The organism is Alcanivorax sp. 1008 (assembly GCF_020667895.1).
Taxonomy (GTDB): Bacteria; Pseudomonadota; Gammaproteobacteria; order Pseudomonadales; family Alcanivoracaceae; genus PGZG01.
Map to the genome: position 1 here is coordinate 1 of NZ_JAFMPS010000018.1, position 13,294 is coordinate 13,294.

15 protein-coding genes are annotated in these 13,294 nt (G+C 54.1%); 9 read left to right on the plus strand and 6 right to left on the minus strand.

Features of this window, described 5'->3' with window-relative positions; all coding sequences use genetic code 11:
* Positions 1 to 169 precede the first annotated feature (169 nt).
* The 9 genes from J1C54_RS14100 (at position 170) to J1C54_RS14140 (ending at position 7,872) form a co-directional block, all read left to right on the plus strand.
* Positions 170 to 1,060 (plus strand): restriction endonuclease, encoded by an 891-nt coding sequence (locus J1C54_RS14100; protein WP_229149083.1) that lies wholly within the window; start codon positions 170 to 172, stop codon positions 1,058 to 1,060.
* Between the two features lie 23 nt (positions 1,061 to 1,083).
* Positions 1,084 to 2,043, plus strand: coding sequence for a hypothetical protein (locus tag J1C54_RS14105; RefSeq protein ID WP_229149088.1), 960 nt, complete (start codon positions 1,084 to 1,086; stop codon positions 2,041 to 2,043).
* A 36-nt stretch (positions 2,044 to 2,079) separates the two neighbouring features.
* Positions 2,080 to 2,697 (plus strand): transglycosylase domain-containing protein, encoded by a 618-nt coding sequence (locus J1C54_RS14110; protein ID WP_229149093.1) that lies wholly within the window; start codon positions 2,080 to 2,082, stop codon positions 2,695 to 2,697.
* Positions 2,675 to 3,343, plus strand: a complete 669-nt coding sequence (locus tag J1C54_RS14115; RefSeq protein ID WP_229149096.1) for a hypothetical protein — start codon at positions 2,675 to 2,677, stop codon at positions 3,341 to 3,343. Before J1C54_RS14110 ends, J1C54_RS14115 begins: the two co-directional genes overlap by 23 nt.
* Before the next feature lie 370 nt (positions 3,344 to 3,713).
* The gene (locus tag J1C54_RS14120) at positions 3,714 to 4,847 is read left to right on the plus strand and encodes a beta-ketoacyl-ACP synthase III (RefSeq protein WP_229149097.1); all 1,134 of its coding nucleotides are present in this window, start codon (positions 3,714 to 3,716) and stop codon (positions 4,845 to 4,847) included.
* A gap of 182 nt (positions 4,848 to 5,029) precedes the next feature.
* The gene (locus J1C54_RS14125; protein ID WP_229149098.1) at positions 5,030 to 5,392 is read left to right on the plus strand and encodes a hypothetical protein; all 363 of its coding nucleotides are present in this window, start codon (positions 5,030 to 5,032) and stop codon (positions 5,390 to 5,392) included.
* Between the two features lie 37 nt (positions 5,393 to 5,429).
* The gene (locus tag J1C54_RS14130; RefSeq protein WP_229149211.1) at positions 5,430 to 6,278 is read left to right on the plus strand and encodes a DUF692 domain-containing protein; all 849 of its coding nucleotides are present in this window, start codon (positions 5,430 to 5,432) and stop codon (positions 6,276 to 6,278) included.
* Positions 6,275 to 7,033 (plus strand): DUF2063 domain-containing protein, encoded by a 759-nt coding sequence (locus J1C54_RS14135; RefSeq protein WP_229149102.1) that lies wholly within the window; start codon positions 6,275 to 6,277, stop codon positions 7,031 to 7,033. Before J1C54_RS14130 ends, J1C54_RS14135 begins: the two co-directional genes overlap by 4 nt.
* 47 nt (positions 7,034 to 7,080) lie before the next feature.
* Positions 7,081 to 7,872, plus strand: a complete 792-nt coding sequence (locus J1C54_RS14140; protein WP_229149109.1) for a VacJ family lipoprotein — start codon at positions 7,081 to 7,083, stop codon at positions 7,870 to 7,872.
* On the opposite strand, the gene J1C54_RS14145 is transcribed toward J1C54_RS14140, so the two are convergent.
* The 6 genes from J1C54_RS14145 to J1C54_RS14170 all read right to left on the minus strand — a co-directional run bounded on the left by J1C54_RS14145 (position 7,873) and on the right by J1C54_RS14170 (position 13,292).
* Positions 7,873 to 8,301 carry a TerB family tellurite resistance protein gene (locus tag J1C54_RS14145; protein WP_229149110.1) on the minus strand — a complete coding sequence of 143 codons (429 nt, stop codon included), beginning with the start codon at positions 8,299 to 8,301 and terminating at the stop codon, positions 7,873 to 7,875.
* The gene (locus J1C54_RS14150) at positions 8,301 to 9,248 is read right to left on the minus strand and encodes a transaldolase (protein WP_229149111.1); all 948 of its coding nucleotides are present in this window, start codon (positions 9,246 to 9,248) and stop codon (positions 8,301 to 8,303) included. Before J1C54_RS14150 ends, J1C54_RS14145 begins: the two co-directional genes overlap by 1 nt.
* Positions 9,245 to 10,258, minus strand: a complete 1,014-nt coding sequence (gene dusA, locus J1C54_RS14155; RefSeq protein WP_370635668.1) for a tRNA dihydrouridine(20/20a) synthase DusA — start codon at positions 10,256 to 10,258, stop codon at positions 9,245 to 9,247. Before dusA ends, J1C54_RS14150 begins: the two co-directional genes overlap by 4 nt.
* Positions 10,259 to 10,406: 148 nt before the next feature.
* The gene (locus J1C54_RS14160; RefSeq protein WP_229149153.1) at positions 10,407 to 11,630 is read right to left on the minus strand and encodes a serine/threonine-protein kinase; all 1,224 of its coding nucleotides are present in this window, start codon (positions 11,628 to 11,630) and stop codon (positions 10,407 to 10,409) included.
* A 63-nt stretch (positions 11,631 to 11,693) separates the two neighbouring features.
* A complete protein-coding gene (locus J1C54_RS14165) occupies positions 11,694 to 12,191 on the minus strand; it encodes a two-component system response regulator (protein WP_229149161.1) in 498 nt (165 codons plus the stop codon).
* Between the two features lie 87 nt (positions 12,192 to 12,278).
* Complete coding sequence (locus J1C54_RS14170; RefSeq protein WP_229149165.1) at positions 12,279 to 13,292, minus strand: ion transporter; 1,014 nt, start codon at positions 13,290 to 13,292, stop codon at positions 12,279 to 12,281.
* Positions 13,293 to 13,294: the final 2 nt, after the last annotated feature.

Here is a 13,294-nt window from a genome sequence, read left to right on the forward strand (position 1 = left end):
CTGAGGTCGGGCTTGCCAAACAAGATTGATTTCACTTTGTGCCTTAAGTCATTGATGGTGATAATCCATTTCGTTTGATGGGGAAGGTCCTGTGGGCTGGAATCCGGCGGGGCAGTAAGCCGGGCTGTCCGAATTAATATACTATTAGCATTTCAACCTAGAGGGACTCATGAACTGGAAAGAGTACGAAAAAGAAATCTATGATTATTTCAAGGAACAGTATCCGGATGCTGAAATAATTTTAGATGCAAAGAAAGAAGGTTTGTTTTCAAAAGTTGATCGGCAAATTGATATTCTTATAGAACAATATGTTGCGGGAAACAGAATAGTTATCGCCATTGATGGGAAATATTTTAGTAAAAAAGTCGATGTAAAAGCTGTTGAAAGCTATATAAGTATGCTGGAAGACATCGGTGCTCATAAAGGTTTGCTGATTTCTAAAGAAGGATTTACCGAGGCGGCATATAATCGTGCTCACTTCGGCTCTACTGAAATCGAATTGGAAGTTCTCAACTTCAAAGATTTGCATGCGTTTCAATCTCATGGTGCCATTCCCTATGCTGGAAGTAACGGCGCACTAATCCCATCACCTTTTGGCTGGATTGTTGATGGGCGAGCTACGCCTGCTTGGTTGGCGACTCTTTATCAACAGGGAAGAACATTGGATGAAGCCATGAAAGATCATGAGTTTATGTATGTTCAATTCTGGGATAGGCGAAAAGATGATGATTCTTTAGAAGATTTATTAAAGCTTCAGGAAGGGCTATTTCGAGAAATTGATTCAGAGTGCAAAATTGATTTTTTGCCCACAATAGTTCGTAAAGGTGCACAAACAAAGCTGCGGGTTGTCAAGATTAAAAATTATCCAGCGCCTGAGTATACTGGGTTTGTTGAGTTTGACGACTTTATATTTTTCTGCGTCATGTTCTCTCCTGAAAATCGCTCAAAAAGCAATGTTCGAAAACTAGAAAACATCATGAAGGCAGTTTTGCCAATAAAAATTAATTATGAAAATGCTAACAAATCAAAGCACTCGGACGCCGAGAGCGCCGGTGTTTGAGGTGTTAAGTTCAAGAGCTGATCATGGAAATCTGGTATTTTGAAACATCTGCAGTTAACTTGTTTGTGCAAGGGCTTTCTGTAGAAAGCGCTTTGGCAACAAAGCATCTTCAGCTGAATAAGGGGCGCGACTGGAGACTTTCTCCCGTAACTCTATGGGAGGTTCTTATGACTTCCGACAAGACTCGTCGGGAGGAGATTTTATATTTCTGTCAGCACTTATTTAGTGGTGAGTTGTTACCATCTCCGGCTGAGCTCATTATCTCTTATATAAAGCAAGGGATGCCAAAGGTTGAAAGAATAAGAAATCTAAAATCCTCATCAATCATTGCAGAGGTGTGGAAAGGGCTAGTCAGTGATCGAAGCAAAACGTTTGATCTAGATCATGCTGAGTTGAGGCGGAAAGCCAAATTGACCCAGTCATTCACAAAGAGTATTCATGAACTCATAAAGCATGGAGATCTGGTTATAGGTTCAGATAAGGAATTCTCGGGACTGGATGGATCGCTAAGCAATTTGGTTAGAGAGCTGCCTTTCATAAAATCTGGCGAGCCTACAACCAATGATCAATTTCTCAGCTACAAAGTAGCCTTGTATTATATTCTAATAATTCTGTGTGCTGAGGCAGATATTGATAACGAGCCGATTAAGAATTATTGGAAAGAAATAGGGATCGACTCAACTATTGAAAGAATTATGTATGTGATAAAGGAGGTGCCTACGCTTGTTCATAGAGGCCCGTTTTGTATTATGGCGTATATGACCATATCCCAAGCTTCGGGGAAATACCCTAGGGGGGTATGGTTGGATAGTTTGCACTCTTTATATATACCGTATGTAGACCATATATTTACTACGGATGGTCATTTTCAGGGCCTGCGAGATGTTATCCCTGAAGCTTTGTTGCAGCAGAAAATACATCATATGGATGACATCGAGTTGTCATATCTCCCCATAAATCAATTTGGCGTAGATAAAACTTAATAAACTGTTAAATTTCCTCCCAACCGGATGTGGAACATGAAAACACTTGCAAAGCTATGGCGAGAGGTGTGGTCGGCAAGCTCAATGGCACTTGCAGAACTGGAATCCGCACCTGGGCCTAAACCAACTTTCCAAATGTGCAAATTTCTCATCCTTGGGGAGGATCAACGTATTGAACTACACATGGGGGTCGACCCCATCGCACTTATGAGGAGTATTTGGATGACTTGTGTTCGCCGGAGGCGTCAAGGCGGATCGACAATTGCCATGCAGTTGGTGCGTACCGTCACACGGAGGTATGAACGAACGATATGGCGAAAAATCACCGAAATTATCCTTGCAGTGCGCCTCACATATGCGTTTGATCGGAGGGATATTGCCCGTATTTATCTATGGGTGGCCTACTACGGCTGGAACATGCACGGATTCCAGCAGGCTTATGAGGGGATTTCGAAGGCCACGGGCGTCGACTCAAAAATTGGTGCGGCGAATCTTGTAGCGCGCCTCAAATACCCTCAACCACGTAATCTTGATGAACGGCAACTCGGTCGAATTAGCCAGAGAGTTCACCATCTTCTCGCGCTTGATTCGGGCTTTACGAAACGCGGCACTTTCTCAGGCATTGCAAATCATGGAACCATTTCGAATTCCTGATCCACTCCGTAATCTTAGAGGCGCACACCCAGAAGCGGAGGCGGTGCTTTCAGCCGCCCGTACTGGTGGCAACAGTTCACGTGTCGCACTGGCGCGCCTGTGGCTGACGGAAGGAATCCCGTATGCGTTCGCTGAATGCCCGGCGGTTTTCGAGGTGCTGCGCGGATGGTTGGCGACCCGCCTCGACGTAGACCCTAAAGAAATCTCGCTTACGGGAAGTGCGAGAATCGGTAGCTCGATCTCGCCTGGTAAGCGAGGAGCTAAGTTCTCGCCAAGTTCCGATCTTGACTTGTTTGTGGTGTCAGAAAAATTGTTCGGAAGGTTGCGGGACGAGTTCAACCATTGGACTTACGACTTTGATGGAGGAGTCGTTAAAGCTGCGAATTCTCGAGAGCACGCTTTCTGGAAGGACAATGCCGCGCGCGGAACGGGGCTTTTGGCCCGCGGATTTATCGATCAAAAAATGATCCCAAATCGGCCCAATTATCCGATTGTGAAGGGTATTAGTCAGGACATGTGGCTGTTGACAGAAAAGCTCCGGCTAACTGATGGAGCGCCAACGCCAAAGCACGCATCCATCCGCTGCTATAGATCTTGGGATCATGCAATTCAGCAGATATCACTCAACCTAGGAAGCATAGCGTGATTCGTTGGGGGCTTTTCGATCATACAAGTCAACGCATCGGACGCGGTTCCCGCGCTGATCTGTAACCACTTTCGTGGACACCTTCTCTTAGCCGGGTAGCCCCGCAGATCGTCAACCCCCATTACCCTGACACTATTCGGGTTGGATGGCTGGGCAGGCATTCGCTGACCAACTGTTGGTCGCCGCGGTCTTGTCATGAAGTCATTTGCATCCCTGTGATCCGGTTGGCTTTACCGCCGGAACCCTGACCTTTTCCGTCTTTGCCTCCAGCCCCCCGAACCCGGATAATCCCCCCATTCGATAATGCGCTGCCGCGCCGCCCCGGCGCCTGCTTGGGGTTTCCCCGGCACGCTTTCACCAGGAGTATTCAGTGAACCAGAACGACGTTGTTATTTCCGGCACCGGTCTGTGGACGCCGAGCCAGTCGATCACCAATGAGGAGCTGGTGATCTCTTTCAATGCCTATGTGGAGCGCTACAACGCCGAGAATGCGGCGGCTATCGAGGCGGGCGAGCTGGTGTCTCTGCAGGGCTCCAATGCCGAATTTATCGAGAAGGCGTCGGGTATTAAGCAGCGTTATGTGCTTGATAAAGAAGGGGTTCTTGATCCTTCCCGGTTGGCGCCGCGGATTGCTGAGCGGCCCGACGAGCAGATCTCCGTGCAGGCCGAGATGGCGGTAAAGGCTATCCATCAGGCGCTGGAGAATGCCGGCCGGTCAGTGTCAGACGTGGATGCCATTCTGGTGGCCTGTTCCAACATGCAGCGCGCCTACCCGGCGGTGTCGGTGGAGGTGCAGCATTATTTGGGTATGGAGCGTGGCTGGGCCTATGACATGAATGTGGCCTGTTCCTCGGCCACCTTCGGTATTCAGGCTGGGGTGGATGCCATCCGTAACGGCAGCGCCAAGTGCGTGGTGATGGTGAATCCGGAGATCTGTTCCGCCCACCTGGCCTGGCAGGATCGGGATTGCCACTTCATTTTTGGCGACGTGGCCACCGCGGTGGTGCTGGAGCGGGCCGAGGATGCGGTGTCCGCTGAGCAGTGGCAGGTGCTGGGCACCCGTCTGCAGACCAAGTTCTCCAGCAATATCCGCAACAACTTCGGCTTCCTGAACCGCTGTGATGAATCCGGCGTCGGCGCCCGTGACAAGCTGTTCCGTCAGGAGGGTCGCAAGGTGTTCAAGGAAGTCTGCCCGATGGTGGCTGAGCAGATTCTCGACCATATCGGCAGCCTGTCCATCACCCCGGAGCAGCTAAGCCGGATGTGGCTGCATCAGGCCAACCTGAGCATGAACGAGCTGATTGCCAAGCGTGTACTGGGCCGCCCGGCGGACCGGGTGGAAGCGCCGGTGATTCTGGATGAGTACGCCAATACCAGTTCAGCGGGCTCCATCATCGCTTTCCATAAGCATCGTCAGGATCTGGCGGTGGGCGACCAGGGTGTGATCTGCTCCTTCGGTGCCGGTTACTCCATCGGCAGCGTGATTGTCCGCCGTAGTCGCTGATCTGCTGCGGCTCCGGTGGCGTCCGTGTGGCAAAAAGTGTGAAAGGGCTCTCAATTGAGGGCCCTTTTTACATTTTCCGGACGCAATTCGTAACATAACCCTACCTCATGCATCTGCTAGAGTACCTGAGGACTATTTCAGTCCTTTGGACGTGTTTCGACAATTAATCAGGAGAATTTCAGATGGCCAAGTTCAATAAACTGAATCCGCTTGCCGCATCACTGGGCGCTGCCGTTGTTGCTTCCGTTCTGGCTGCGCCGGTTGTGGCCGCAGAGAATCCGTTTGCTGCCAAGGAACTGTCCGGTGGCTATCAACAACTTGCCGACAAACATGCTGAGGGCAAGTGTGGTGAAGGAAAGTGTGGCGAAGCTGACAGCAAAGACCGCGAAGGCAAGTGTGGTGAAGGCAAGTGCGGCGAAGGCTCCATGAAAGACAAGGAAATGACCAAAGAAATGAAGAAGGAAATGAAGAAAGAAATGAAAAAGGAAATGAAGAAAGATAAAGACGGTGAAGGCAAGTGTGGCGAGGGCAAGTGCGGCGGCTAATGCCAGCCCTGCTGCTTGGGAAGTCTGAGCTATGACGATGAACTCGTCTCGCTTTCCGGTGCTCGGTGCCGGACTTGGTTTGCGGCGGGCCCTGATGGGCCCGCTGACAGACTCGGCGTGTGAGAACCTGCCGGATTTTCTCGAGGTTGCACCAGAAAACTGGATTCCCATCGGCGGTGCCATGCGGCGTCGCTTTGATTATTTCGCAGAGCGTTATCCCCTGGTTTGCCACGGTTTGTCATTGTCATTGGGCGGGCCGGCACCGCTGGATTTTTCCATGCTCGGTGATATTCGTGAGTTTCTGCAGCGTTACAAGGTGCGCTGCTATACCGAGCATTTGAGTTACTGCTCTGATGAGGGGCATCTTTACGATCTGATGCCGATTCCTTTTACCGAAGAAGCAGTCAAACACGTGGCTGGTCGGATTCGTCAGGTGCAGGATTTTCTTGGCCAGCGCATTGGCGTCGAGCATGTCAGCTACTATGCGGCGCCACAGCAGGAAATGAGCGAAATCGATTTTATTAATGCGGTGATTCGCGAAGCGGACTGCGATTTGCTGCTGGACGTGAATAATATCTGGGTTAACAGCATCAATCATGGCTACGACCCCCATGCATTTTTAGCCGCCTTGCCCGTTGAGCGGATTCTGTACTGCCATGTCGCCGGCCACTACGACGAAGCGGAGGATCTCAAGGTGGACACCCACGGCACCGCCGTGATCGATCCGGTGTGGCAGTTGTTGGCCGAGGCCTGCGAGCGGGCACCGGGTATGCCGGTTCTGTTAGAGCGGGATTTCAATTTCCCGCCACTGGCTGAATTACTAGCAGAGCTGGATCAGGTGCGCGCTATTCAGAAAAAACACTCGCCGGTGAGTTTGGCCGGATGAGTGACCTGTCCTTTCTTGATACCCAGCGCCGCTTTGCTGCCCATCTGCGGGATCCCCAGGCAACGGCAGCACCGGAGGATATCGAAGATCGTCGCATGGCAATCTATCGGGATCTGTTTTGGCGCAATATCGAAGGGTTTATCAGCAATGGCTTCCCAGTGCTGCGCTCCTTGCTGAGCGATCGCGACTGGGATGCTCTGGTGCGTGCCTTCTATGCGCAGCACCGCTGTGACAGTGGCTATTTCGCCGATATTCCCGCGGAGTTTCTGGACTGGCTCAATAGCGGTGACTACCCGCGTGACAGTTACCCGCCGTTTATGGCCGAGCTGGCATATTACGAATGGCTTGAGCTGGCGCTGAGCATCAGCACTGAGGAGATTCCCGAGCAGGGCGTAAATGCCGAGGGCGATCTGTTGCAGGGACAGTTGCTGCTGTCGCCGTTATGCGCGCTGACCGGCTCCCACTGGCCGGTCCATCAGATCGCCGTTGATGCCGTACCCAGTGAGCCTTTGCCCGCGCCGGTGTGGCTGCTGGTGTGGCGTGATCGCGCCGATCAGGTTCACTTTATGGAGCTGAATGCACCCAGTGCCCGTCTGATCCAGCTGCTTGAGCAGGGTGGCGATACCAGCGCCGATGCTCTGTTGCAGACGCTGGCCAGCGAACTGGGTCAGGATATTCACGCTTTGAAGCCGTTTCTTGCTGATATTCTGAGGCAGTGGCGACAGCAGGATATTCTGCTTGGAATACGCGCCTGATACGAAGCTCGCTATACTGGCCAGCTGTTTTTCCGGAACTGATATTTATGCGTCGTTTGTTACTGCTGGTATTGATCGCTGTACTGCCGTTGCAGCTGGTCCAGGCGCAGGATAAAGCTGGTCACCCGGAAGACCCGTGGGAATCCTTCAACCGTGGTGTCTTTGCTTTCAACGAAACTATCGATCGTTACTTTCTCAAGCCAGTGGCCAAGGGCTACCGTTGGGTAACACCGGGCTGGATGGATGACTCCGTCACTCGGGTTTTCCAGAATGCCAAAGATGTACCTAGTGCGATCAACCATGTGTTGCAGTGGCAATGGCGGCGCGCTGGACACAGTAGCGCACGGGTGCTGATGAACACCACCATGGGCATTGGTGGGTTGCTGGATGTGGCCAGCAAGGCCGGGCTGGAAAAACACAGCACGGATTTCGGCTTGACCATGGCCAGTTGGGGCGTTGCATCCGGCCCCTATCTGGTTTTACCCGGGTTAGGGCCGAGCACCTTGAGAGACGCAGCGGCCATCTGGCCGGATAACTATTTGGCGCCGCGCAGCCTGATTGAACACGACCTGACCCGTTGGAGTGTGACGGCACTGTACATCGTAGATTTGCGCGCCGATCTGCTGAATGTGGAAAAGGCCATGGTAGGAGATCGTTACGGTTTTATGCGTGAGTTTTATCTGTCTTCCCGGAAAATGGCGGCAGGTATCGTAGAAGAAGATGACTTCGGCGCTGACTTTGAAAGCGGTGACTGGGGAGATGATGGTTGGGGCGACGACGCCTGGGGAGACGAAACCAGCGGCGATGAAGCTCCCACGGCGGATACGGATGGCTGGTGATCAGCGTTTGTCGTTCATCAGCTTGCCGCGGATAAAGTCGCTGTGCGACACATAAAGTAAATCTGCCACCTTGCGAATAACGTATTCCTCGTGCGGATGCACTTCGTCATCTGCATGGGCCACCGCCCACATATCCAGCACCAGATCACGCCGCTGCTCCGGCTGCCACTCACGCAGCGAACGCACCAGCTCGTGATAATCGGTGGCACTCTCGGCGACTTTACGGGCATCTTCCAGCAACGCTTCTGCATCTTCCGGCTGCATCTGCCAGCGGGCTGACATTCTGTGCAGCAGGGCATCGGTTTCGCTTTCCTGCCACTGGCCATCGGCGCGGGCCACTTCATACATCAAAGCGGCCGCCGCGACATGTTGATCATGCTCGGTGCAGACATGGCGGCCGGATTGCAAACCCTTCAGCCAGCCACGCATCAGTGCTTGCCTCCGAGCAGTGCCTCCAGTGACTCCTGATCGCGGGCAAAGCGGCGAATGCCATCGGCCAGTAACTCGCTGGCCATCGGGTCATCATTCAATAACCAGCGGAACTGCTGTTCGCGCAGTGGCGCCACATCATCGACGCTATCGATGTCGCGGCTATCCAGCGCGCGCGGCAGGGTGTCGTGATCATTGGCCAGCATATCGAGCAGGTTCGGTGCAATGGTCAGCTTGTCGCAACCGGCCAGTGCTTCGATTTGCCACAACTGGCGGAAGCTGGCGCCCATCACCACAGTGCCAAAGCCACGCGACTTAAGGGTATGAAAAATCTGTTTTACGGATTGCACGCCGGGGTCATTTTCCGGGCCGCTAATCTGCATGCCATGCTTCAAGTGCCAGTCGTAAATGCGACCGACAAAAGGCGAGATCAAAGTAGTGCCCGCTTCGGCTGCAGCAATGGCCTGGGGCAGGGCAAACAGCAAGGTCAGGTTGCAACGGATGCCTTCTTCTTCCAGCACCTCGGCGGCACGAATGCCCTCCCAGGTGGAGGCGATCTTGATCAGGATGCGCTCGCGCTCGATGCCCAGCTCGCGATACATGGCAATCAGCCGGCGTGCTCGGGTCAGGGTGGCATTGGTATCGAACGACAGCCGTGCGTCCACCTCAGTGGACACCAGCCCGGGAATGCTTTTCAGGATTTCTGCACCGGTGACCGTGGCAAAGGCATCGCACAGCAGGCCCATATCGTGATCCGGATTGAGCTGGCCGGCGAAACGCTTGGCTTCCTTGAGCAGATGGCTGTACTGCGTCTGTTTGGCCACCGACAGCAACAACGACGGGTTGGTGGTGGCGTCCTCCGGGGCGCTGGCACGAATCGCATCCAGATCACCGGTGTCGGCTACCAGAGTGGTCCATTGGCCAAGCTGATCGCGTTTGCTGCTCATGACAAAACTTCCTCTGTCGAAGATGAACGCGGCACCAGAGCCAGTGCGTCCATCAGAATCTGTGGCGTGGTATCGCTGCGGTGCATGTTCTCACTCAGGTGGCGACGAAACGCCCGGGCGCCGGGTACCGCCTGAAAAAGGTTAAGAATATGTCGCAGGGCATGCTTTGGATGATGGCCTTCAGCGAATCGTTTTACCAGATAGGGCATGAAGGCTTCGGCAATATCGTGACGGCTGGGCTGTGGATAGAGATCATCGAACACGATGCGATCGGCATCGATCAGGAAGTAGGGGTTCTGATATGCCTCGCGGCCAATCATCACGCCATCCACTTCGCCCAGATGCTCACGCACCTGATGGAAGTCACGGATACCACCATTGATGATGACTTCGATATCCGGGAAGTCGCGCTTGATGTCATAAGCACGCTGATAAATCAGCGGAGGAATCTCGCGATTCTCTTTCGGCGACAGGCCGGACAGGATTGCCTTGCGGGCATGAATGGTAAAGCTGGTGCAGCCGGCGGCGCGGACTTTTTCGACAAAGCGGTGCAGGAATTCGTATTCATCCTGATCATCGATGCCGATCCGGCTTTTTACTGTCACCGGGATATTCACCACCGCCTGCATGGCCGCAACGCATTCTGCCACCTTGTCCGGATCCGCCATCAGGCAGGCGCCGAACTGGCCTGACTGCACTCGGTCGGACGGGCAGCCGACGTTCAGGTTGACTTCGTCATAGCCAAAATCAGCGCAGATGCGGGTGGCTTCGGCCAGTTGTTTCGGGTCGCTGCCGCCAAGCTGCTGGGCCACCGGATGCTCTGCCTCGTCGAAGCCGATCAGATCCTCGCGGTTGCCGAAGATCACCGCCTGGGCTGTGACCATCTCGGTATATAGCAGGGTGTGCTTGCTGATCAGCCGGGCCAGATAACGGAAGTCACGGGTGGTCCAGTCCATCATCGGAGCGACGGACAGACGGCGGTTCATGGCTGGTCGGGTTGCTGTATTCATGGGGGCGGGAGTTTAGCAGGTTTTGACTGGCCTCTAACCCCCACCGTCACCACCGTGTCCCGGAAACCCCAAACAGGTGACAGAGCCGGTGAGTTCACTGTCGATCTTTCCTTCGCGGCTGAGTCCACTCCCATAGGTATGGTTTTGATCAGGCAGAATCAGGCTCAATTCGGTATTGCTCAATAGGCTGCCCATCAGCCCCAACAAGATTCACCTCAATCGGAATCCTCTTCAAAAACTCATGCGTATCCGCCTTGCGCAGATTGCGCACATATTCTTTCACACGCCCCGCAATCCACGGATGCACCGTGGCCTTGAACTTCACCTTGCCGCATTTTTTGCCCCGTTCCTTGCCCCAGGCAAAAAGCTCCTGACTGATCTTCTCGAAATGCCCCTGAAACTGGTTAAAATCATCCGCCATCACATAAATATCGAAAACATAAACACTCGACAGCAAGCCGGCTTTCTCTTTGATCTCCTTGCAGCGCATGCGTGATTCCAGTTTTACCTCTGGGCTATTGCCATCGACAAACTTCGCCGCTGCTGGAGCAGGAGCAGCCACTTGGTTGTCGGCGGCTGGCGCAGCAGCAGACAAACTTTTCAGTGCAGCGATCACCTCATTGCCACGCTGAAAACGCTGTTCCGGATCCTTCGCCATCAGTTTACGCACCAGCGGTTGCCAGCGCTTTTTATCGCTCGGCAATAGCGGAATCGGTTCGGAGATATGTTTGATGCCAATCGACATGGCATCCTCGCCGGTATAAGGCGCACGCCCGGTAAGCATCTCGAACAGCACTACACCAAGAGAATAAAGATCCGCCCGCGAGTCGACGCCCTTGCCGCGATGCTGCTCGGGGCTCATATATTTCGGCGTGCCGACGATGGTGCCCAGCTGTGTCATGGCTTCATCACCCTGCATGGGCCGGGCAATGCCGAAGTCCATTAGTACCGCAGAGCCGTCCCCCCGAAACATGATGTTGTCCGGCTTGATGTCGCGGTGAATAATGTCCTGCTCGCCGGTGTAATCCAGTGCAGCCGCGATTTCCGCAGTGATGCGTTGGATGTCGTCATCTTCCAGACCATCGCGTAGACGCTGCTTCAGGGTGCCGCCGACAATATGCTCCATGCTCATATAGTGCAGGTCGCCATGGGTACCAATATCAAATACCGGCACGATATGCGGATGGCTAAGCTGCGCCATCATTTTCGCTTCGCGAATAAAGCGTTGGCTGAAAGTCGGATCCGCAGCCAGTACCGGGTTCATCACCTTGATGGCTACCGGACGATCAAATGATTCCTGTACAGCAAGATAAACCGCAGCCATACCACCGCGGCCGATTTTTGATTGAAGTCGATAGCCTGGAATTTGCACGAATGGATCTTCCTTGAATGGATGATCCGGAAATGTAGCAGGGCAGGGTCAGTCTTTCAGCTGTTATTCCCCGTAAGCGGCTTTCATTGCCTCCGCAGATTCCCGGCTGCGGCGCAGTTTCGCTTCCAGACGTTTCTTCTGATAATCGAGCTGCAAGAAGAAATTGACCTTGGAGCAGAGCATGGTTGGATCAATGGGTTTGAACAGATAGTCCACCGCGCCGCTTTGATAGCCACGGCGCATGTTGCGATCGTCACGGGAGTTGGCGGTGACAAAGATGATGGGTACGTTCATGGTGCGCTTGTTGGAGCGCATGATCTCCGCCACTTCAAAACCGTCCATCTCCGGCATCTGCACATCCAGCAGCACCAGCGAGAACTCCTGCTTGAGTAGCTTGCCCAGCGCTTCCGCGCCCGAGGTGGCCGATACCAAATTGCACGGCAGGTCTTCCAGTACCACCTGCAGGGCAACCAGATTCTCTGGCGTGTCATCCACCATCAGCACGTTCTGTGCGGGGATGTCGAGCTCGTCATCTTGTGACTTGGTCTGTTCGTCGCTCATGTTCTGTCAGCTTGTGGCTGTATACGCCTGTGATTTTACGCCCCGTTAGTGCCATCGTGCCAGTATCAGAGCAGATTTGACCTTTGTTTACGCTTCGCTGGGGTCCTGCTTCCATTGCTGGACGGCCACCTGCACCTTCACCTGGTCCAGGATATCCAGCAAAGTCTCGCGGATAAGCTGGTTCAGCTGCTCCCGGTCGCCGGCGGCGTTGCGCAGCATGCCGTCGATCAGGTCATCCAGGGTGTCACGGTTGGCGGGGTTGGCCAGATCCTCTACCAGCTGGTCGGTGAGCGCCACGCCGAGCTCGCGTACGGTATCACCGAGCAGGGCCAGCGCCCGTGGGCCCGCTACCGGGATGGCGGCCAGTCTGGCGCCGCTGGGTGTGCGGGCCACCGCGTCGTCGGTGAGCTGCGACAGGTAGTCGCCCAGTCCCTGGCGCCATTCGCCGTGGGTACGGGTAACGATATCCACCAGCCGACTGGCAACAAAGTCCACCAGCTCGTGACGGCGTGGCACTAGTACTTCAGCTTCGATTCGGTGGACCAGCGGCGAACCTTCGCGGATTTCCCGCTGCACGCCATCGAGTACGTTGATCACCACCCGGTCGGAGATCTCTTCGACCACAATGCGGTAGTACTTGAGCACGGTGAAGCCGAGCCAGGTGTAGCGCAGGTCAACAATGCCGGTGCGCTGCAGACGGTATAGCAGGCTGATGACGCGCAGGATACGCAGCCAGCGGAAACCGCCCACTGGAATACAGCCGAGCAGGTCATACCAGTGGGCAAACGGGTAGAAAAACCAGCGATGGTAGGTTTGCCGAACCACAGCGATGATCCAGCGTACGGTAAATTCGGTCAGGTAGATGCTGACGAAGATCAGGTCCCAGAAGATAAAGTCGTTGTGAATGGTGTCGCGATAGAACACGGTGAAGGACGGTGCCAGCCACATCAGCGCCTGCTGCACCGGCTGGGCGCTGAACAGCCAGTCGAACAGGATCAGGGAGAGGTTCAGCACCACCAGCACGATCATGGCCAGATCGACCAGCAGGCCGAGGCCGTCCAGATTCAGGCGAAAGCGCTCGCGGTGCCATTGCACGGCCATGG